This is a genomic window from Arthrobacter sp. NPDC057259 (genome assembly GCF_042668995.1).
GTDB lineage: Bacteria > Actinomycetota > Actinomycetes > Actinomycetales > Micrococcaceae > Arthrobacter.
The window spans coordinates 164749-184060 of record NZ_JBHUYA010000008.1 but is presented as its reverse complement, the minus strand read 5'-3'; the positions used below and the strand labels follow the sequence as shown (position 1 = coordinate 184060).

Here is a 19312-nt window from a genome sequence, read left to right as displayed (position 1 = left end):
GGATATGACGCGGCGTAGTTACGTGGGTCAGAGCTTGGGAATGAGCACCGGGGTGTTCTTTTTGTACTCCTCGTAGTCGGCCTGGCCGCCCCACTTCCTGTCCGCCTTCTTCTCCAGGTGCGGGACGCCGCTGACCTTGGTGATCAGAAGGGCGACGAACACCGGGGAGATCAGGGCCACCCACTGCCAGCCCTGCAGCACGGGCAGGGCGATGATGGCGACGCCCACCCAGAGCAGGATCTCGCCGAAGTAGTTGGGGTGCCGGGACTTCGCCCAGAGCCCGGTGTGAATGAACTTGCCCTTGTTGGCCGGGTCCGCGCTGAATTTGCCCTTCTGCCGGTCCGCCGTCGCCTCGATGCCGAACCCGGCGATCCAGACCAGCACGCCGATCAGGGCGAACCAGTCCAGCCCCACGCGGTTGGCCGAGGTCATGGCCACCCAGGCCGCGGCGGCGGTGAAGGCCACCCAGATTCCCTGCATGGTCCATGTGCTGAGGAAGCGGACGAACGAGGGCTTGATCTCATCGAAGCGGTCGTCCTTGCCGGCCTTGCTGATTCGGCGGAACAGGAAGGACCCCAGCCGGGCGGCCCACACGAGCACCAGGGCCGCCAGCAAGAAGCCTCGGGCGTCGATTCCGGGGGTGAGCAGCATCAGCATCACGGTGACGGCGATGTAGGTCAGCGACCCGGTCAGGTCGTAGAAGCGCTCCGTCTGGCGAAGGTAGGCCGGAATGAACGCCAGCCATTGGATGATGAAGGCGGCCGCCACGGCCAGGGTGAACACCGGGATGCCGCCGGCCGCCGCCCCGTTCTGGCTTCCGGCCCAGGCGAGCCCGGCTCCGAGCAGCACCACCACCGGAATGGCGGCGAGGGCCTTGCGTTCGGACTCTTTCATGGACGTTCCTTCCCTAGGCGGCCCGGGTCCCGGTGCCGGCACTGACTACTAAGCCTACGAACTAGTATTGGGGAAAGTTCCGGCTCCCCCGGCCACGCCCCACCGCTGAACACGCATCACCCCTAGAAGGAGCCCCTCATGACCCGTCCGCTCAGGAAATGGCTGCTGGCTTACGCGGTGACCGCCGTGATTTTCGCCGCCGTCGACGCCATCTGGATCCTCACCGTGGCCACCCCGCAGTACCGCAGCCAGATCGGCCACCTGCTCCCGGCCAGCTTCAACGCCGCCGGCGCCGTGCTGTTCTACCTGGTCTTTGTCGCCGGGATCGTCCACTACGGCGTCCGCCCGACGGACAGCCGCGCCAGCCTCCGGAGCCGGGCCGGGTCCGGGGCGCTCTTCGGCTTCTTCACCTACGCCACGTGGGCGCTCACGGCGTTCGCCGTGCTCAAGGACTTCCCCGCCGTCGTCGCCGTCACGGACATCGCCTGGGGCGCCGCCGTGTGCGCCGCCGTCAGCCCGCTGGTGGCCCTGATCCTGCGGCTGCACCGACACCGCGCCGGCGCCGTGACTCCCGGGGACTGAACGACCGTTGCTCCGGGCAATCAGGCTGGCTACAGTGGCCTGATCGCCGCCACCCCCGCTCCCCAGGGGGCCGATCCGCGGCCCTCCCACTGTGTCAGGAGAACCCCCATGGAACACCGCACGCTTGGTTCGCTTACCGTCTCCGCCCTGGGCCTCGGCTGCATGGGCATGAGCGAGTTCTACGGCAAGGGCGATGAGCAGGAATCCGTCGCCACCATCCACGCTTTCCTCGACGCCGGCGGCACCCTGCTGGACACCGCCGACATGTACGGGCCCTTCACCAACGAGAAGCTGGTGGGCGGCGCGATCAAGGGGCGCCGCGACGACGTGGTGCTGGCCACCAAGTTCGGCAACGAACGCCGCGAGGACGGCTCCTGGGTGGGCATCAACGGCAAGCCCGAGTACGTCCGGGCCGCGTGTGACGCGAGCCTGCAGCGCCTCGGCGTGGACCACATCGACCTGTACTACCAGCACCGGGTGGACAAGACCGTGCCGATCGAGGAGACCGTCGGCGCCATGGCCGAACTGGTCCAGGCCGGCAAGGTCAAGTACCTGGGGCTCTCGGAGGCCAGCGCGGACACCATCCGCCGGGCACACGCCGTGCACCCGATCACCGCGCTGCAGACCGAGTACTCGCTGTGGGAGCGGGAGCCGGAGACCAAGGTGTTCCCGGTCCTGGCCGAGCTGGGCATCGGCTTCGTCCCCTACAGCCCGCTGGGCCGCGGCTTCCTCACCGGGCAGCTGCGCAGTGAGGACGACTTCGCGCCCGACGACTTCCGCCGCCACTCCCCGCGATTCCAGGGCGAGAACTTCACCCGCAACCTGGAGCTGGTGGACCGGGTGACCGAGCTGGCCACCGCCAAGGGTTGCACCCCGGCGCAGCTGGCGCTGGCGTGGTTGCTGGCCCAGGGCGAGCACATCGTCCCGATCCCCGGCACCAAGAAGCGCGACCGGCTGCAGGAGAATCTCGGAGCCGTCGACGTCGAACTCACCGCCGAGGACCTGGCCCGGCTGGAGGAGCTGGCACCGGCAGGGGTGGCCGCCGGCGGACGCTACCCGGACATGGGCAGCATCGACGCCTAGGCTCTCCCGGCCCCGCCTCCGGCTTAGCCGCCTCCGCCCTAGCGGCCGGAGGCGGCGAGCTCGGCCAGCAGCTCGGTCTTGCGCTCCTCGCTGGCGAACGAGGACCGGATGGAGTTCGCCGCGAGCCGGACACAGTCGAACTCGGAGAGGCCGATCACGCTCCTGAGCTGGGTGAAGTTGTCGTCCACGTAGCCGCCGAAGTACGCCGGGTCGTCCGAGTTCACGCTGACGTTCAGGCCCGCGGCGAGCATGCCCGGCAGCGGGTGCTCGGCCAGGGTGTCCACCGCGCGGAGCCGGACGTTGGAGAGCGGGCACACGGTCAGCGGCATCAGTTCCTGAACCAGGCGCTCCACCAGGTCCGGGTCCTCCATGCAGCGGATTCCGTGGTCGATCCGCTCCACGTCCAGGACATCCAGCGCCTCGACGATGTACGACGGCGGGCCCTCCTCGCCGGCGTGCGCGATCCGGTGCAGCCCGGCGTCCTTGGCCCGGGCGAAGAGCCGCTCGAACTTCGATGGCGGGTTGCCCACCTCCGCGGAGTCCAGGCCGATCCCGGCGAACGGGGCGTTCATCGCCAGCAGCTGCTCCAGCACCTCCAGGGCGGACTCCTCGGACAGGTCGCGCAGGAACGCCGCGATCAGCAGGGTGGAGATGCCGAACTCCTCCTGCGAGGTAGCCAACACGGAGGCAACGCCGTTGACGCAGGTTTCGAGCGCTATGCCGCGTGAGAGGTGCGCCTGCGGGTCCAGCATGATCTCCGCGTGCCGGACCCCGGCGGTGGCGGCACGGGACAGGTAAGCCCGGATCATGTCCGCGAAGTCCTGCTCGGTCTGCAGCACGGCCATGTTGGCGTAGTAGAGGTCCAGGAACGACTGCAGGTCCGTGAACTCGTAGCGGGCCCGCAGCTCGTCAAGGTCCGCGTACGGCAGGGTGATGTTGTTCCGCTCCGCGAGCGCGAAGATCAGCTCCGGCTGCAGCGTCCCCTCGATGTGCAGGTGCAGTTCCGCCACGGGCAGCGGGCCGTGGACTTCCTCCGGGACCTCCACGAAGTCGGGGACCCCCTCGGGCCGGGCCTCTGCTGGGTTCTCCGCTGCATGTCCCGTTGCCGGCTCCGCCTGCGGCGCCCCATTAACTGCCTGCGGCGCCCCAGCGCCACCGTCGTAACTTTCCATTCGGTAAGGATATGCCCGACGCGGGCCGGGCCGGATAGAGTCAATACAATGCAGAATGATCAGCAGGCTTCCGATTTCCCCGGCCTTGCGCCCGAGGCGCCCTCGGACGGGTTCGTCCGGGTCCGCGGCGCGCGTGAGAACAACCTGCGCAACGTCGACGTCGACGTCCCCCGCGACGCGATCGTCGCGTTCACGGGGGTGTCCGGCTCAGGCAAGTCCTCGCTGGCCTTCGGCACCATCTACGCCGAGGCCCAGCGCCGCTACTTCGAGTCGGTGGCGCCCTACGCCCGGCGGTTGATCCAGCAGGGCCACAATCCCAAGGTGGAGCTGATTACCGGGCTGCCGCCCGCCGTCGCGCTCCAGCAGCGCCGCGGCACGCCCAGCTCGCGCTCCACCGTGGGCACGGTGACCACGCTGTCCAACTCGGTGCGGATGCTCTTCTCCCGCGCCGGCACGTACCCGGCCGGTGCCGCCCCGCTGGATTCGGACGCGTTCTCGCCCAATACCGCCGCCGGCGCCTGCCCGGAATGCCACGGCCTGGGCATCGCCCACACCGTTTCGGAGTCCTCGCTGGTCCCGGACGCCGACCTGAGTATCCGCGACGGCGCGATCGCCGCGTGGCCGGGCGCCTGGCAGGGCAAGAACCTCCGCGACATCCTCAGCCACCTCGGCTACGACATCGACACCCCCTGGCGGAAGCTGCGCAAAAAGGACCGCGACTGGATTCTCTTCACCGAGGAGCAGCCCGTGGTGGAGGTGACGCCGCAGCGGGACCGCGTCGCCAAGCCGTATAAGGGCCGGTTCTGGAGCGCCCGCAGCTACGTGTTGCACACCCTGGCCGACTCGAAGAGTTCCACCATGCGCGAGAAGGTCCTGAAGTTCATGGAGACCGGTCCGTGCCCGCGCTGCGGCGGCAGCGGCCTGCGGCCCGAGGCCCTGGCCGTGACTTTCGCGGGCCGGAACATCGCCGAGCTGAACGCGGCCCCGATGAGCGAACTCGCCGACATCATCCGGCCCACCACCGAGCTGACCGGCGCAGGGACGGCCTCGCGGAAACAGTCGTCCGGGGAAACCAACGAGGTGGCGGTTGCGATCACCCGTGACCTGCTGCAGCGGGTCACCGTGCTGCTGAACCTGGGCCTGGGCTACCTGGCGCTGGGCCGCTCCACCCCCACCCTCTCCCCCGGCGAGATGCAGCGGCTGCGGATCGCCACCCAGCTGCGGTCCGGGCTGTTCGGCGTTATCTACGTCCTGGACGAGCCCTCCGCCGGCCTACACCCCGCCGACGCCGAACCCCTGCTCGCGGTGCTGGACCAGCTGAAATCCGCCGGTAACTCGGTGTTCGTGGTGGAGCACAACATGGACGTGGTGCGGCGGGCGGACTGGCTGGTGGACGTGGGTCCGCGGGCCGGCGAGGGTGGCGGCGAGGTGCTCTACAGCGGCCCGGTGGACGGCCTCGCCGGGGTGGACGCCTCGGTGACGCGGCCGTACCTGTTCCCCGAGGCCGCTTCGGTTTCCAGGGCGCGCGACGACGGCGGTGCGGGTTCGCGCGGCGACGACGGCGATGCCCGGGAACCGTCCGGGTGGCTCCAGCTGCGCGCCATCAGCCGCCACAACCTGCAGCACCTCGACGCCGACTTCCCGCTGGGCGTCCTGACCGCCGTCACCGGCGTCTCCGGATCCGGGAAATCCACGCTGGTCAGCCAGGTCCTGGCCGAGGTGACCGGCCGCTGGCTGCACGGGGACAACGGCGGCGCTGACGGCGACGGCACGTCCGGAGGCGGCGCTGCCGGCACCCCCGTCGGTTCCGCCGCCGACCCGGAGGACGCCGAGGACGCCGGGGAGCTCACCGAACCGCTGACCGTCGGGCCCGTGACCGGTTTGGAGCTGATCGACCGGCTGGTGAGGGTGGACCAGAAACCGATCGGCCGGACGCCGCGCTCCAACCTGGCCACCTATACCGGCTTGTTCGACGCGGTCCGGAAGGTCTTCGCGACGACGGACGAGGCCAAGGCCCGCGGCTATGGCGCCGGCCGGTTCTCCTTCAACGTCGCCGGCGGCCGCTGCGAGACCTGCCAGGGCGAGGGCTTCGTCGCCGTCGAACTGCTCTTCCTGCCCGGCAGCTACGGCCCGTGCCCCGAATGCCACGGCTCCCGGTACAACCCGGAAACCCTGGAGGTCACCTACCGGGGCAAAAACATCGCGGAGGTTTTGGGCATGACGGTGGACGCCGCCGCCGAGTTCCTGGCCTCCGTGCCGGCCGCGTCCCGCGCCCTGCAGACGCTCCGCGAGGTGGGCTTGGGCTACCTCCGGCTGGGCCAGCCCGCCACCGAGCTCTCCGGCGGCGAGGCGCAGCGGATCAAGCTCGCCACCGAACTTCAGCGCGCCCAGCGCGGGCATTCGCTCTACCTGCTGGACGAGCCCACCACCGGGCTGCACCCGGCCGATGTCGAGCTGTTGATGGCGCAGCTGCACCGCCTGGTGGACGCCGGAAACACGGTGGTGGTGGTCGAGCACGAGATGGACTTGGTGGCCGCCGCGGACTGGGTGATCGACCTCGGCCCGGCGGGCGGTGACGCCGGAGGCAGGATCATTGCCGCGGGCGAACCGGCCGCCGTCGCCCGCTCCGCCAAGAGCCGCACCGCGCCGTACCTTGCGGCCGTACTGGCCCGCTGACCTGCGCATTTCCCGGGCGGCGGGGTTGAAACATGCTGCGGTCTGTCCTAGCGTGGGCGGATGCCCGAAATCGGGCGATCGCATGCCCGGTGCTGCCTCCACCAGAACTGCCCGACCGGCAGACACCGCAGATGACCTCTATTGTCAGGGGCGGGCAGTGGCGCGACAACGCCCGGGGACGGGCCGAGCGCAGGTGGCCCTCAGGAGCAGCTGAACCACATGAAGACTTCAACCCTCACCACTGCCGCGCGCCGCGGCGCCGCCCTGGCCGCCATCTCCGCCGCCGGCGTCGCCCTTTCCGCCACCGCCGCCAGCGCCGCGACCCCCGCCGCCACGTCCACCTCCACCTGGGATGCACTCGCCCAGTGCGAGAGCGGCGGCAACTGGAGCACCAACACCGGCAACGGATTCTCCGGCGGCCTGCAGTTCACCCAGAGCACCTGGGCGGCCAACGGCGGCACCGGCTCCCCGGCGAACGCCACCCGCGAGCAGCAGATCGCCGTCGCCCAGAACGTCCAGGCCAGCCAGGGCTGGGGCGCGTGGCCGTCCTGCGCCGCGCAGCTTGGCCTCAGCGGGGGCGGCGGGGCTGCGGCCAGCGTTCCCGTCCAGTCTGCCCCCGTCCAGAGCAACCCTGTCCAGAGCACCCCCGTCAAGGCCGCACCCCAGGCCGCCCCGATCCAGGCACCCGTTCCTGCCCGGCATGCGGCCCCGGTGGCCCTCAGCGGCAAGACCTACACCGTGCAGAGCGGCGACAGCCTCAGCACCATCGCCGAGCACCTGAACATCAAGGGCGGCTGGCAGGCCCTGGCCGACGCCAACACGGACACCATCAGCGACCCGAACCTGGTCCTCGCCGGGCAGGTCCTGCAGCTTCCGGCCTAGCTTTCAGACACGACAAAACGACGACGCCGGGGCGGCCTTGGGGGGCCGCTCCGGCGTCGTCGTTTGTTGTCTCTGCAGCTGCTCAGGCGGTGCGGGGCAGCTCGCGGATGATGCGGACCTTCCACGCGGCGTCGTCGCTGGTGTCCAGCAGCGCCACCGTGCCGTGGGCCAGGTTCAGGGCTACGCGCTTGGCGGCGAGGAGCTCAAGGTAGAGCTGCTCGTTCATCCGGGCGGGGGTGTCGATGACGTACTTCACGGCGTCGCGGACCTTGCGGTAGTTGTCGCTGCGCTCCCGGTGCAGGTGGAGTTCCAGCATCCGGCGCTGCTTCAGCCGCGGCTCGTGCCGGTTCAGCCAGGTCACCGCGGCGTGGACGGCCACCACCAGGGCCACGGACACCACGTAGATTTCCCAGCCGCTGGAGAGCAGGAACAGCGGCAGGTTGGCGATGGCGACCAGGGCGATCAGCATGCGGAACGCGAGGATCCTACGCATTGTCAGCGCCACCGACGCGAGGGCCGCGCGGAAGCCGTGCTGTTCCTTGCGGGCTGCGGCCGGATCCAGGGTGAATTCCTCGAGCACCAGGATGCCGTTGGCTTCCGGGCTGAGCATCTGTCCGTATTTGGGCGCAAAAGGCGCCGTGGTTTCAGGGGTCATGGCGGATCTTCCGTGGAGCGTGGGTGATTCCGATCCATGATAAATCTCCCGGCTGGGAGCTGTCTGTAGGCGCCCGACATGTGAACACGCTCACCCCGGACGGCCCGCAATTGGCGATGCGGGGCCGCGGCCTCAAACTGGAGAGATGCAAACTTTCCTGCCCTACTCCGATTTCCGGCAAAGCGCCGCGGCCCTGGACCGTGCCCGGCTGGGCAAACAGCGCGTCGAGGCCCTCCAGGTGCTCCGCGCCCTGGTCATCCCCCAGTACGGCTGGCAGACCCACCCGGCCGTCCGGATGTGGATGGGCCACGTCCCCGCGCTGACCATGTACGGCCTGGCGATGGTGGATGAATGGGTGGCCCGCGGCGGGGAAGACAACACCCGCGGCCGGATCTTGGAATTCGCGCCGCAGGCCGGCCACCCGGACTACGCGGACCGGATCCAGATGCCGTATTGGCTGGGCGACCCCGGGTTCCACCTCGCCCACCGGTCCCGCCTGCTGGCCAAGGAGCCTGCGTTCTACGCCGATGTTTTCCCCGGCACGGACCCGGACCTGGAGTACCTCTGGCCCGAGCCTAAGCTCGAGCTGCTGCCGGAGGACCCCGAGGGCGAGAAGATGTGGATCCTGCGGCTTCCCGTCGAGGGCACCGATCCCTCGGACCTGTTGACCGTGAGCCTGCCGCCCGTGCGCGGCAAGGGCGCGGCCCCGGACGACGGCGAGTACCAGTTCGTCTACGCCGAGCCCACTTCCCGCCGGCCGGAGAAGAACGCCAAGAAGCGGCCCCAGAAGCCGCAGCCGAAGAAGCCCACCCGCAAGCGCCTGGCCCAGGAGGAGGCGTTCACCACCCTCCCGGGCAAGTCCGTGGTGGCTGTCCCGTTCGACGCCGGCCGCACCTTCGCCGTCGGCAAGGTCGTGGGCCGTCCGATCGAGGTGGAGGGCCGGTTCGCCCGCAACTTCGAGGTGGACGAGGTCATCGCCCGCGAGGACTTCGACTACCCGGCACTGCTCCAGGACCCCCGGCTCTTCTTCCCGATCCCCGCGCGCTAGGCGGGCGGGGTCGGGGCGGGGCGCCGGCGCGCTCCCAACCGGCCCGATCCGACCCGGCACAGAGCCCCTCCGATTTGCTGGCAGACTTGCCGGTATGACTGTTCTGCTTGCCGGATGCGGCGACCTGGGGACTGAGGCCGGGCTGCGGTTTGCCGCCGCCGGACACCGCGTGGCGGGCTGGCGACGCTCGCCGGAGAAGCTGCCTGCCGGGATCGAAGGCTTTGCGGCGGACCTGACCCGTGGTGAGCTGCCGCCCGTCCCGGCGGACACCACCGCCGTCGTCGTGGCCGTCGCCGCCGACTCGCCCACCGAGGAGGCCTACCGCGCCGCCTACGTGGACGGCCTGTCCCGGGTGCTCGACGCCGTCCTCGCCTCCGGGGCTCCCGTGCGGCGGGTGTTGTTCGTCTCCTCCACGGCGGTCTACGGCGACGCCGACGGCGACTGGGTGGACGAGACCACCGCACCGAACCCCGGCGGCTTCTCCGGCCGCATCATCCTCGAGGCTGAGCAGCTGCTGGCCGAGCGGCTCAAAGGTACGGGGATCGCCCCGGTGGTGCTGCGGCTCGGCGGGATCTACGGCCCCGGCCGGACCCGCCTGATCGACATGGTCCGCGGCGGCAAGGCCACACTGCCGGCCGGTTCCAAGCTCACCAACCGCATCCACCGCGACGACGCCGCCGCCGCGATCGTGCGCCTCTGCACCATGGAGGCCGAACCAGCACCGCTCTACCTGGGCGTCGACAACGAACCGGCCGAGATGGCGGACGTCCTCACCTTCCTCGCCGCGGAGCTAGGCCTGCCCACCCCGCAGCCCGAGGACACCGACGGCGGCGAACACACCGGCAGTGATCGCCCAACCGCCGGCCGCCGTTCAGGGGAACCGTCCCGCGGCGGCAACAAGAAGGTCAGCAACGCCCTACTGCGCGGCACCGGCCTGGAGTTCACCTACCCCAGCTACCGCGAGGGCTACCGCGCCGTGCTGGCCGGCGTCGGCGTCCGCCACCCCTAACTCGGACAGCAGCAGAACCACGCCACCCACCCGTCCCAAGGAGCAGCATGGACTTCAGGATCATCATCGAGGCCGTCGGCGGCTTCATGGACTTCGCCGGGGTGGCGGTGATGGTGGTGGGCGCCCTGGTGTCGCTGCCGATGGCGCTGCGGGGCGTCCAGCCGCGCGGTCTGGCCGCGGATTCGGAGCCGCTCTCGAAGTATCGGTCCTACCGTCAGCTGCTGGGCCGCTCGATCCTGCTGGGTCTAGAGCTGCTGGTCGCGGCGGACATCATCCGCACCGTGGCCATCACCCCCACCTTTGAGAGCGTCGCCGTCCTGGCCATCATTGTCCTGATCAGGACGTTCCTGAGCTTCTCGCTGGAACTGGAAATCACCGGCCGCTGGCCCTGGCAAAAGCCGTCCGCCGGCAGCCGGGCCGAGGCCGGCGCGGCCTGACCGTTCATCCCTGAGCAAAACCCCTGTTCCGGGACCCTCGCACCCGGTTAGGCTCGCGAAATGACGGAAACCACAGCCTCCAAAGCCACCGAACTCCTGCGCCTGCACCAAGCCCCCGAGATCCTCCAGGTCGTCAACGTCTGGGACGCCATCAGCGCCAAGGTCATCGGCGACGTGCCCGGCACGCGGGCCCTCGCCACGGCCAGCCACTCCATCGCCGCCTCCCTGGGCTACGAGGACGGCGAGAACATCCCGCTGGATGAGATGATCGCCGCGATCGGCCGGATCACGGCGGCCACGGACCTGCCGGTCAGCGCCGACCTCGAATCGGGCTACGGCACCCCCGGCGAAGCCGTGCGGAAGGCTATCGGCGTCGGCGTCGTCGGCGCGAACATCGAGGACCAGATGCGTCCCCTGGCGGACGCCATCGCCCAGATGCGCTCGGTCAGCGAGGCCGCCGCGGACGAGGGCATCGACTTCGTCCTCAACGCCCGCACGGACGCGTTCCTCAAGGGCAAGGACCGGGACCGGCGCGAGGTCCTTGCCGACGCGATCGAACGCGGCCGCGCCTTCCTGGACGTCGGCGCCACCACCGTGTTCGTGCCGGGGCTGCTGGAGGAGGAGACCGTCGCGGCGCTGGTGGACGGGATCGGCTGGAACAAGGTCTCCGTCATCAACGTCCCCGGCTCCCTGGCCCCGGCCCGGCTGCAGGAACTCGGCGTCGCCCGGATCTCCTACGGCCCGTGGACCCAGCGGGTGGCGCTGACCGCCCTGGCCGACACCGCCGCCCAGCTCCTCGCCGGCGGCGCCCTGCCCGACGGCACCCGGCCGCTGAACTGATGGATCCCTGGCCCGCGGCGCCGGAGCTGCCCCGCCCGGTCATCATGGACCAGCGCTGGAGCGACGCCGTGTTCCTGCACTGGCGCATCCCCCGGGCCTCCGCCGCGCGTCTCATGCCCGCGGGGGCGGAGCCGGACGAGTTCGACGGGTCCGCCTGGGTGGGCCTGATCGGCTTCCGGATGCAGGGCGCGGGCATCGGCACCGGCCCGGCCATCCCGTATTTCGGCAGCTTCACCGAGATCAACGTCCGGCTCTATTCGCGGGAACCGGACGGCACCCGGGGCGTGGTGTTCCTGTCCCTGGACGCTTCCCGGCTGGCGGTGGTCGTCGCGGCGCGGGCCGCGGGCATCCCCTACGTCTGGTCCAGGGACTGCTACCGCCCGCCGACCCCGGAGGACCCGGCCACCGGGTACACGGTGCGGCGGTTCCGGGGCGGTGCGGCCAGCGACTTTGCCGTGGTTCCGGACTACGACGGCGATGCCGGAGACCCGCTGTCCGTGCACCTGACGGCGCGGTTCGGGCTGCATTCCCGGTTCCACGGCCAGACGCTCTACATCCCCAACACGCACACTCCCTGGCCGCTGTACCCGGCGCGGATCGCGCGGCTGGAGGACGGGCTGGTGGCCGCGGCCGGGATCGCGGTGGCCGGGCCGCCGGAGTCGGTGCTGTACTCCCCCGGGGTCCGGACCCAGTTCGGCCGGCCCCGGGCACTGATTGGTTCCGGCCGGGCGAGCTCCGGGCGGGGCTGAGGCGCTCCCCGATCCGTTCTGACGGGCTTCAAGGGTCTTTCTTCCCTGTCCGTCGCGCCCGGGGAGGCGTGTAGTGGATGGGGTCCGGTCTCCACCCCCGGGAGCCAAGGCAGGCACATCATGGAGCACATCTCCCCACCTCTTAGACGCCGCATGGTCGCCCTGACGGGAGCAGCCGTCCTGTGCGGATCATTATTCGCGGCCGCGGATCCCGCCCGGGCCGACGACGGCGCTCCGGTCAGCATCGAGGCGGCAGCCCTCCGCAGCCACGGCGCGGACGTGAGGGTCAGGCTCAGCTACCGGTGCGATGAGGGCCGGAGCGCCGGCGTCGGATTCGTCCTCAGCCAGGCAACACCGTCCGAGCCCGACGTCGTCGGTGGCGCCGGTACGGGCCAGCGCCCCTGCACGGGCGAAACCGAAACCGTCACGCTCACGTTGCCGGCCACAGGCGGCCGCTTCGCTTCCGGAGAGGCCTCAGCGGCAGTTTCGCTCTTCACCAACGCGCCCGGAACACCGGACACTATCGAGCAGTTCACGACGACGGTCTGCCTGGAGCACGGCGGCTCCCGGTAGCCAGGCCGGTCTTTGACCACGCCGCCGCGTCCGGGTTACCGTCCCGCGGCGTACCCTTGCGCGCCCCGTGGGTTCGCGGCCGCCTGCAGCACGCCGGTTTCCGGGTCCCGCGCGACGGCAGAGATCCGGCCCAGGCTCCAGCCCGGCGCCGTCGTCACCACATGGCCGCGGCGCTTCAGCCCGGCGATGACCTCCTCGCCCAGCCGTTCCTCGACCACGGCGCCGCCGGGTTCCCAGGTGCGGGGCCAGAAGGAGCCCGGCATCGACGTCGTATGGAACGTGGGCGCGTCGATGGCCTGCTGGGGCGTGTAGCCGCCCACGATGGTGCGCAGCAGGTACGGCAGCTGCCACTGGTCCTGCTGGTCGCCGCCGGGTGAGCCGAGGGCTGTGACGGCCTGACCGTCGCGGAGAACCAGGGTGGGCGTCAGCGTGGTGCGGGGCCGTTCCCCCGGCGTCAGGGTGGAGGGGGTGTCCTCCTCGAGCCAGGTCATCTGCAGCCGGGTGCCCAGGCAGAATCCCAGCTCCGGGATGGCCGGGGAGGACTGCAGCCAGCCGCCGGAGGGGGTGGCGGAGACCATGTTGCCCCAGCGGTCGACGACGTCCACGTGGCAGGTGTCGCCGCGGGTCTCCCCGGTGCGGGCCACCGTCGGTTCCCCGGCGCCCAGCCCCGCCGGGGCAAGCCCGGCGCCGTCGTGGACCAACGCGGGCGGCGTGTACTCGGTCCGCAGCGGCGGCAGGTAGGGTTCCCGGCCCGGTACCGTGCCGGGGCGGAAATCGTGGGAGGCCCGCTCGGTGATCAGGGCCCGCCGTTCGGCGCAGTAGTCCGGTGAGAGCAGGTAGTCCAGCGGCACGTCGGTGTCGCCGTAGTAGGCCTCGCGGTCCGCCAACGCCAGTTTCTGCGCCTCCAGGATGGTGTGGGCCCCGAGCTCGGTCGACGGGTCCAGGTACCGGTCCTCAAACCTGTCCAGGATCGCGAGTGTCTGCAGCAACGCAGGGCCCTGTCCCCAGGGTCCGGTCTTGGCGATGGTGTGGCCACGGAACTCGACGGTGGCGGCGGGCTCGTACCCGGCGCGGAACCCGGCCAGGTCTTCGGCCGCCAAGACGCCGGCGTGGTCCGTTCCGGAGGAGTGCCGGTGCGGGAGCTGGACGGAGGCGACGATGGCGCTGGCCACGAACCCCTCGCTCCATTCGCGCCGGGCCGCGTCGATCCGGTCCTCGCGGGAGCCTGACTTCGCGACGCCCGCCGCGACCAGACGTTCCAGGGTGCGGGCGTACGCGGGGTTGCGGAACAGTTCCCCCTCGGCGGGGATGGTGCCGCCGGGCATCCACAGCTCGGCGGAGCTGGGCCAGTGCTCGCGGAACAGCTCGGCCACGGTCGCGATCGTGGCGCCCACCCGGCCCAGCAGCGGGTGGCCGTCGCGGGCGTAGCCGATCGCGAACTCCAGCACCGCGTCCAGTTCCCAGGTGCCGTGGTCGCGCAGCAGGAGGAGCCAGGCGTCGACGGCGGCGGGCACGGCCGCGGCGAGGGCCCCGGACCCGGGAACCAGGTCCAGGCCCTCGCTGCGGAAGTGCTCCGCGGTGGCGGCGGCCGGCGCCGGGCCCTGGCCCATGAGCACCACCGGGGTGTCCGGGTCCGCCGCGGTGACGAAGACGCCGGTCATGTCCCCGCCCGGCCCGTTGAGGTGCGGCTCGACGACGTGCAGGACGAAGGCTGCCGCGACGGCGCCGTCGAACGCGTTGCCGCCGCGTTCCAGCACCGCCTGCGCGGCCGCCGTCGCCAGCCAGTGCGTTGAGGCACTCATGCCGAAGGTACCCTGCAGGGTGGGCCGGGTGGTGAACTGGTCCGGAGCGGTAAACGTCATGCTCAGCCGAACAGCGCCGTCACTTTGGTCAGCGTCTCGTAGACGCCGTAAGCCAGCGGCAGGCCCACGAGGGCCCACGCGATGGTCAGCCGTGCGGGGGACGCGTTGACGGGGGTGTCGGCTCCGTGCGGGTGCTGGGTGCTCATCTCAGGCCTCCATGGCGGGTTCGGTGGAGCGGTTGCTCTCGGGACGGGGTTCGTGGAAACGGGCGGCGACGGGCTTGACCATCAGGTTGGCCACGAAGCCCACCACCAGCAGGGCCACCATGGTCAGCAGCGCCGGCTGGTAGGACGCGGCGTTGAGCTTGCCCGGGGTGCCCTGGGCGTCGAGGAACGCGTTGACGATCAGCGGCCCGGCGACGCCGGCAGCAGACCAGGCGGTCAGCAGCCGGCCATGGATCGCGCCCACCTGGAAGGTGCCGAAGAGGTCCCGCAGATAGGCCGGGGCGGTCGCGAAGCCGCCGCCGTAGAAGGAAATGATCAGGAACGCCAGCGCCACGTAGAGGATGGTGGTGGACGATCCGGCCAGGGCCAGCAGCACGTACAGTACGGCGCCGACGCCGAGGTACACCATGTAGATGCGCTTGCGGCCGGTGACGTCGGAGGTGGCGGACCAGGCGAAGCGGCCGGCCATGTTGCCGATGGACAGCAGCCCTACGAAACCGGCGGCGACGGCGGCGCTGACCAGGGAGGTGCCGCCGGGCTGGCGGAAGAAGTCCTGGATCATCGGGGCGGCCTGTTCCAGGATGCCGATGCCGGCGGTGACGTTGCAGAACAGCGCCACCCAGACCAGCCAGAACTGCGGGGTCTTCACCGCGTTCTTGGCCGAGACGTTGTCCGTGGTGACCAGCTTGGCGGCCTTGACCTTGGACGGGTCGAAGCCGGCGGGCTTCCAGCCGTCGGCGGGGACCTTGATGGTGAACGCGCCGAAGAGCATGTAGGCGAGGTAGACGACGGCGAGGGTCAGGAAGAGTTTGCCGACGGCGTCGCCGCTGGCCACCCAGCCCTGGGCGCCGGAGTTGGGGTCGTAGGCCTTCAGCAGGGCGGTGGAGACGGGGCTGGCGATCAGCGCGCCGCCGCCGAAGCCCATGATGGCCATGCCGGTGGCCAGGCCCGGCCGGTCCGGGAACCACTTGATCAGGGTGGACACCGGCGAGATGTAGCCGATGCCCAGGCCGATGCCGCCCACCACGCCGTAGCCCAGGTAGACCAGCCACAGCTGGCGGGTGAAGATGCCGAGGGAGCCGATCAGGAAGCCGCTGGCCCAGAACATGGCCGAGGTGAACATGGCCTTGCGCGGGCCGTTCTTGTCCACCCAGGTGCCCATGATGGCGGCGGAGAGGCCCAGCATCACGATGGCGATGGAGAAGATGATGCCGATCTCGGTCAGGCTGGCGCCAAAGTGTTTGACCAGGGCGGTCTTGTACACGCTGGTGGCGTAGGCCTGGCCGATGCACAGGTGCACGGCGAGCGCGGCGGGCGGAACCAGCCAGCGGTTGAACCCCGGAGGGGCGATTGTGCGGTCACGGTCCAGCCAGCCCATTGGTGCTCCCCTTGCTCAGTTGGGGACGACGCCGTCCCCGCAGTTTGATCTGCGCCTCCCCGGGGCACAGAGGCGAAAGGCCTCACTTGGGCCGTTGCCTTCGGCAATCATGGTGCAGATCACACGGCGGCGTCGAGGTTCCGAAGTCACGACGGGCGGTTTCACGATGAGCGGTAGCATTTTCGCGACGAACGGTAGGCGCTACTTCCCGAGTCCCGCCCGCCGAAGGGCTTCGGCCATCGCCGTGTTCCCCGGCGCCGGGGCGGCAGGCGCCTTCGGAGCCGACGCCGGCCGTGGCCCGCGCTGGCCCCGACGCTCGCCGCCGGCCCCGCCCCGCCGGTCGCCGCCGCCCTGGCGCGGTGCACCGCCGGCCTGGCCCCCGCGCTCACTCCCGCCGCCCTGGCGCGGTGCACCGCCGCCGGGTTCGTCGTCGATCCGCAACGTTAGGGAGATGCGCTTGCGCTCGGGGTCGGCCTCGAGCACCTTGACCCGGACCACCTGGCCGGATTTGACCACCTCATGCGGGTCGGCGACGAACCGGTTGGCCAGCGCGGAGACGTGGACCAGCCCGTCCTGATGCACCCCGACGTCGACGAACGCGCCGAACGCCGCCACGTTGGTGACCGTCCCCTCCAGCACCATGCCCGGCACCAGGTCCGAGATCTTCTCCACGCCCTCACGGAAGCTCGCCGCGGCAAACTCGGGCCGCGGGTCGCGGCCCGGCTTTTCCAGTTCGGCGATGATGTCCCGCACGGTGGGCAGGCCGAAGCTGCCGTCCACGAACTCCTGCGGGTTCAACGCCGCGACGCTGCCCGCACCGGCGGCGGCCTTGATCCGGCGCGCCAGCGGGTAGGACTCCGGGTGCACGCTGGAGGCATCCAGCGGCTCCGCTCCCCCGCTGATCCGGAGGAAGCCGGCGCACTGTTCGAAGGCCTTGGCACCCAGCCGCGGTACCTTCTTCAGCTCGCTGCGCTTGGCGAAGGGCCCGTGCTCGTTCCGGTACGCCACGATGTTCTCGCTCAGCAGCGGCCCGACGCCGGCCACCCGGCTGAGCAGCGCCGGGGAGGCGGTGTTGACGTCCACGCCGACGGCGTTGACGCAGTCTTCGACGACGGCGTCCAGGCTGCGGTCCAGCTTCGACGCCGTCACGTCGTGCTGGTACTGGCCGACGCCGATCGACTTGGGTTCGATCTTCACCAACTCCGCGAGCGGGTCCTGCAGCCGCCGGGCGATCGAGACGGCGCCGCGCAGGGAAACGTCCATTCCGGGCAGCTCCGCTGCGGCGAGCGCCGAGGCCGAGTAGACCGACGCTCCGGCTTCGGAGACGACGAGCTTCTGCGGGGCGGCATACCCGGCCCCGAGCTGCTTGATCAATTCGGCAGCGAGCTTGTCCGTCTCGCGGGAGGCGGTGCCGTTGCCGATCGCGACCAGTTGTACATCGTGTTTGCGGGCCAGGGCGGTGAGGGTGCGGAGCGCCTCGTCCCATTTCCGGGCCGGTGCGTGCGGGTAGACCGTGTCCGTGGCGACGACCTTGCCGGTGCCGTCCACGACGGCGACCTTCACGCCGGTCCGCAGTCCCGGGTCCAGGCCCAGGGTGGCCTTGTTCCCGGCCGGGGCGGCGAGCAGCACGTCGCGGAGGTTCGCGGCGAAGACCCGCACGGCCTCGTCCTCCGCGGCGGAGAACATCCGGCTGCGCAGGTCACCGCTCAGCCGGGTCAGGACCCGGGAGCGCCACGCCTGCTGGGCGGTCTGCAGCAGCCAGGCGTCGGCGGGCCGGCCGCGGTCGGCGACGCCGAGGAACCTGGCCATGGCGGCCTCGTAGCGGGCGCGGGCGGCGGCCAGGGCGGCGTGGTCGTCCGGGGCCGCCTCGCTCAGGTCCAGCTCCAGCACGCCGTCCTTCTCGCCGCGCAGCAGCGCGAGGACCCGGTGGGAGGGCATGCCGGCCGGCGCCTGGGCGAACTCGAAGTAGTCCTTGAACTTCTGGCCCTCCGCCTCCTTGCCCTTCTTCACGCGGGAGACCATCCGGCCCTGGGTCCAGAGCCGCTCGCGCAGCGTCTCGGCCAGGTCGGCGTCCTGGGCGACGCGTTCGACCAGGATGGAGCGGGCGCCGGCGAGCGCGGCGGCGGCGTCCCCAACGGCGTGCTCGGGGTTGAGGTAGCGGGCCGCTTCCCGCTCCGGGTCGCGGTCCGGGTGCTTGAGCAGCGTGTCCGCGAGCGGCTCCAGCCCGGCCTCGCGGGCGGCCTGGGCCTTGGTGCGGCGCTTGGATTTGAAGGGCAGGTAGATGTCTTCGAGCCGGGACTTGGTCTCGGCCCCGACGACGGATGCCTCCAGTTCCGGGGTCAGGGCGCCCTGGGCGGCGATCGCTTCGAGGATGGTCCGGCGGCGGTCCTCGAGTTCGCGCAGGTAGCGGAGGCGCTCCTCCAGGGTGCGCAGCTGCGTATCATCCAGGGTGCCGGTGGCTTCCTTGCGGTACCGGGCGATGAAGGGCACCGTGGAGCCGCCGTCGAGCAGGGCCACCGCCGCCTCTACCTGCCAGGCCTTGACGCCCAGCTCCTCGGCAATCAGGGTGTCGATGGCGGTGGCTGGACGGTGCTGGGAGCTGGAGTTCACCCAGCCATTTTGCCCTATCCGGGCTCGCGCACGTCCTGGACCACCTCATTGTGGCGCAGGAACCAGGGCTTGAACGGCGGGTCGAACCGGGCGAACCGCGGCGGTCCCACGGGGGTGAGGCCGGCGAGGCCCAGCGCCGCGTGCAGGCCCTCGAGGCGGCGCCGGAACGCGTCCTCGGTTCCGGCGCCGGAGAACCGGACGGCCGCGGCCAGGGACCCGGGCACGGAACGGATGTGCACCTCGGGGCTGGTGGGCACCGGCGCCGTCTCCGCCGTCATGCCGGCCGGGAGCACGAACGCCACGGCGAAGTCCGCCGGGCCGTCGCTGCCCGGCAGGGGACCCTGCTGCAGCACGGGTGCGGTCATGGCGATTTTCTGCCCGGATCCGGAAGCCTGCAGTACCGGGGCGGTCATGGCCACCTTCTGCCCGGCGGTGTTGGCGCCGCTGATGTAATTGAAGAGGTAGCGGAATGCCGCGTTTCCGGCCCGGTCGAACCGGGCGTTGACCTGTACCTCGGCGACAACGTGGGCGGGGTAGCGGCGGAGTTCGAAGTGCGGATAGCTCCGCACGAGGTCAAAGGGCTGCTGTTCGGTCATGGTCGTACCGACCCTACGCCGGTCCTCGCGGCGCGGCCAGACCTGGCGGCGGCGCCAGGGGCCCGGAGGCTTTGTTGTCGGTGGGCTTTGGTAGCTTGGCAA

18 protein-coding genes are annotated in these 19312 nt (G+C 70.9%); 10 read left to right on the top strand and 8 right to left on the bottom strand.

Annotated elements, in window-relative coordinates; genetic code table 11:
* Nucleotides 1-27 precede the first annotated feature (27 nt).
* A complete protein-coding gene (locus ACFUCU_RS14125) occupies nucleotides 28-894 on the bottom strand; it encodes a DUF1295 domain-containing protein (protein ID WP_377973151.1) in 867 nt (288 codons plus the stop codon).
* A 138-nt stretch (nucleotides 895-1032) separates the two neighbouring features.
* Here ACFUCU_RS14125 and ACFUCU_RS14120 point away from each other — a divergent pair, with 138 nt between their 5' ends.
* Both ACFUCU_RS14120 and ACFUCU_RS14115 read left to right on the top strand, forming a co-directional pair.
* Complete coding sequence (locus tag ACFUCU_RS14120; protein ID WP_290258620.1) at nucleotides 1033-1476, top strand: DUF2177 family protein; 444 nt, start codon at nucleotides 1033-1035, stop codon at nucleotides 1474-1476.
* Between the two features lie 108 nt (nucleotides 1477-1584).
* Nucleotides 1585-2559, top strand: a complete 975-nt coding sequence (locus ACFUCU_RS14115; protein ID WP_364138574.1) for an aldo/keto reductase — start codon at nucleotides 1585-1587, stop codon at nucleotides 2557-2559.
* A 38-nt stretch (nucleotides 2560-2597) separates the two neighbouring features.
* Here ACFUCU_RS14115 and ACFUCU_RS14110 read toward each other — a convergent pair whose 3' ends face one another.
* Complete coding sequence (locus ACFUCU_RS14110) at nucleotides 2598-3731, bottom strand: adenosine deaminase (RefSeq protein WP_377973150.1); 1134 nt, start codon at nucleotides 3729-3731, stop codon at nucleotides 2598-2600.
* A gap of 48 nt (nucleotides 3732-3779) precedes the next feature.
* Here ACFUCU_RS14110 and ACFUCU_RS14105 point away from each other — a divergent pair, with 48 nt between their 5' ends.
* Both ACFUCU_RS14105 and ACFUCU_RS14100 read left to right on the top strand, forming a co-directional pair.
* On the top strand, nucleotides 3780-6407 hold the full coding sequence (locus ACFUCU_RS14105; RefSeq protein ID WP_377973149.1) for an ABC transporter: 2628 nt from the start codon (nucleotides 3780-3782) through the stop codon (nucleotides 6405-6407).
* Between the two features lie 219 nt (nucleotides 6408-6626).
* A complete protein-coding gene (locus ACFUCU_RS14100; protein ID WP_377973148.1) occupies nucleotides 6627-7289 on the top strand; it encodes a transglycosylase family protein in 663 nt (220 codons plus the stop codon).
* 82 nt (nucleotides 7290-7371) lie between these two features.
* Here ACFUCU_RS14100 and ACFUCU_RS14095 read toward each other — a convergent pair whose 3' ends face one another.
* Nucleotides 7372-7944: a hypothetical protein gene (locus ACFUCU_RS14095; RefSeq protein WP_364138584.1), complete on the bottom strand. Its 573-nt coding sequence runs from the start codon at nucleotides 7942-7944 to the stop codon at nucleotides 7372-7374.
* Nucleotides 7945-8089: 145 nt separating this feature from the next.
* On the opposite strand from ACFUCU_RS14095, the gene ACFUCU_RS14090 reads away from it, so the two are divergent.
* From ACFUCU_RS14090 to ACFUCU_RS14065, 6 genes are all read left to right on the top strand, one after another.
* Nucleotides 8090-8992, top strand: coding sequence for an MSMEG_6728 family protein (locus ACFUCU_RS14090; RefSeq protein ID WP_377973147.1), 903 nt, complete (start codon nucleotides 8090-8092; stop codon nucleotides 8990-8992).
* A 94-nt stretch (nucleotides 8993-9086) separates the two neighbouring features.
* On the top strand, nucleotides 9087-10001 hold the full coding sequence (locus tag ACFUCU_RS14085) for an SDR family oxidoreductase (protein ID WP_377973146.1): 915 nt from the start codon (nucleotides 9087-9089) through the stop codon (nucleotides 9999-10001).
* Between the two features lie 47 nt (nucleotides 10002-10048).
* Nucleotides 10049-10438, top strand: a complete 390-nt coding sequence (locus ACFUCU_RS14080; RefSeq protein ID WP_377973145.1) for a DUF1622 domain-containing protein — start codon at nucleotides 10049-10051, stop codon at nucleotides 10436-10438.
* Nucleotides 10439-10498: 60 nt separating this feature from the next.
* Nucleotides 10499-11278, top strand: coding sequence for an isocitrate lyase/phosphoenolpyruvate mutase family protein (locus ACFUCU_RS14075; RefSeq protein WP_377973144.1), 780 nt, complete (start codon nucleotides 10499-10501; stop codon nucleotides 11276-11278).
* The gene (locus ACFUCU_RS14070; protein WP_377973143.1) at nucleotides 11278-12027 is read left to right on the top strand and encodes a YqjF family protein; all 750 of its coding nucleotides are present in this window, start codon (nucleotides 11278-11280) and stop codon (nucleotides 12025-12027) included. The genes ACFUCU_RS14075 and ACFUCU_RS14070 overlap by 1 nt, the downstream gene beginning before the upstream one ends.
* Before the next feature lie 153 nt (nucleotides 12028-12180).
* Nucleotides 12181-12600 carry a hypothetical protein gene (locus ACFUCU_RS14065; RefSeq protein ID WP_377973142.1) on the top strand — a complete coding sequence of 140 codons (420 nt, stop codon included), beginning with the start codon at nucleotides 12181-12183 and terminating at the stop codon, nucleotides 12598-12600.
* Nucleotides 12601-12635: 35 nt separating this feature from the next.
* Here the strand turns inward: ACFUCU_RS14065 and ACFUCU_RS14060 are convergent, their stop codons facing one another.
* The 5 genes from ACFUCU_RS14060 to ACFUCU_RS14040 form a co-directional block, all read right to left on the bottom strand.
* Nucleotides 12636-14462 carry a gamma-glutamyltransferase family protein gene (locus tag ACFUCU_RS14060; RefSeq protein WP_377973141.1) on the bottom strand — a complete coding sequence of 609 codons (1827 nt, stop codon included), beginning with the start codon at nucleotides 14460-14462 and terminating at the stop codon, nucleotides 12636-12638.
* Between the two features lie 2 nt (nucleotides 14463-14464).
* Nucleotides 14465-14608: a hypothetical protein gene (locus ACFUCU_RS14055; protein ID WP_290258633.1), complete on the bottom strand. Its 144-nt coding sequence runs from the start codon at nucleotides 14606-14608 to the stop codon at nucleotides 14465-14467.
* A gap of 1 nt (nucleotide 14609) precedes the next feature.
* On the bottom strand, nucleotides 14610-16004 hold the full coding sequence (locus ACFUCU_RS14050) for an OFA family MFS transporter (RefSeq protein ID WP_290258634.1): 1395 nt from the start codon (nucleotides 16002-16004) through the stop codon (nucleotides 14610-14612).
* A gap of 201 nt (nucleotides 16005-16205) precedes the next feature.
* Nucleotides 16206-18614 (bottom strand): Tex family protein, encoded by a 2409-nt coding sequence (locus tag ACFUCU_RS14045; RefSeq protein WP_377973140.1) that lies wholly within the window; start codon nucleotides 18612-18614, stop codon nucleotides 16206-16208.
* A 14-nt stretch (nucleotides 18615-18628) separates the two neighbouring features.
* Entirely contained in the window at nucleotides 18629-19210 is a 582-nt protein-coding gene (locus ACFUCU_RS14040; protein WP_290258636.1) for a heme-binding protein, read from the bottom strand.
* Between the last annotated feature and the right edge of the window lie 102 nt (nucleotides 19211-19312).

What these genes read in the sequence shown, in the direction of transcription:
- ACFUCU_RS14110 (WP_377973150.1), bottom strand. Translation starts at nt 3,731, where the DNA reads ATGGAAAGTTACGACGGTGGCGCTGGGGCGCCGCAGGCAGTTAATGGG.
- ACFUCU_RS14060 (WP_377973141.1), bottom strand. Translation starts at nt 14,462, where the DNA reads ATGACGTTTACCGCTCCGGACCAGTTCACCACCCGGCCCACCCTGCAG.
- ACFUCU_RS14080 (WP_377973145.1), top strand. Translation starts at nt 10,049, where the DNA reads ATGGACTTCAGGATCATCATCGAGGCCGTCGGCGGCTTCATGGACTTC.
- ACFUCU_RS14125 (WP_377973151.1), bottom strand. Translation starts at nt 894, where the DNA reads ATGAAAGAGTCCGAACGCAAGGCCCTCGCCGCCATTCCGGTGGTGGTG.
- ACFUCU_RS14085 (WP_377973146.1), top strand. Translation starts at nt 9,087, where the DNA reads ATGACTGTTCTGCTTGCCGGATGCGGCGACCTGGGGACTGAGGCCGGG.
- ACFUCU_RS14100 (WP_377973148.1), top strand. Translation starts at nt 6,627, where the DNA reads ATGAAGACTTCAACCCTCACCACTGCCGCGCGCCGCGGCGCCGCCCTG.
- ACFUCU_RS14075 (WP_377973144.1), top strand. Translation starts at nt 10,499, where the DNA reads ATGACGGAAACCACAGCCTCCAAAGCCACCGAACTCCTGCGCCTGCAC.
- ACFUCU_RS14115 (WP_364138574.1), top strand. Translation starts at nt 1,585, where the DNA reads ATGGAACACCGCACGCTTGGTTCGCTTACCGTCTCCGCCCTGGGCCTC.
- ACFUCU_RS14050 (WP_290258634.1), bottom strand. Translation starts at nt 16,004, where the DNA reads ATGGGCTGGCTGGACCGTGACCGCACAATCGCCCCTCCGGGGTTCAAC.
- ACFUCU_RS14070 (WP_377973143.1), top strand. Translation starts at nt 11,278, where the DNA reads ATGGATCCCTGGCCCGCGGCGCCGGAGCTGCCCCGCCCGGTCATCATG.
- ACFUCU_RS14040 (WP_290258636.1), bottom strand. Translation starts at nt 19,210, where the DNA reads ATGACCGAACAGCAGCCCTTTGACCTCGTGCGGAGCTATCCGCACTTC.
- ACFUCU_RS14105 (WP_377973149.1), top strand. Translation starts at nt 3,780, where the DNA reads ATGCAGAATGATCAGCAGGCTTCCGATTTCCCCGGCCTTGCGCCCGAG.
- ACFUCU_RS14055 (WP_290258633.1), bottom strand. Translation starts at nt 14,608, where the DNA reads ATGAGCACCCAGCACCCGCACGGAGCCGACACCCCCGTCAACGCGTCC.
- ACFUCU_RS14090 (WP_377973147.1), top strand. Translation starts at nt 8,090, where the DNA reads ATGCAAACTTTCCTGCCCTACTCCGATTTCCGGCAAAGCGCCGCGGCC.
- ACFUCU_RS14065 (WP_377973142.1), top strand. Translation starts at nt 12,181, where the DNA reads ATGGTCGCCCTGACGGGAGCAGCCGTCCTGTGCGGATCATTATTCGCG.
- ACFUCU_RS14095 (WP_364138584.1), bottom strand. Translation starts at nt 7,944, where the DNA reads ATGACCCCTGAAACCACGGCGCCTTTTGCGCCCAAATACGGACAGATG.
- ACFUCU_RS14120 (WP_290258620.1), top strand. Translation starts at nt 1,033, where the DNA reads ATGACCCGTCCGCTCAGGAAATGGCTGCTGGCTTACGCGGTGACCGCC.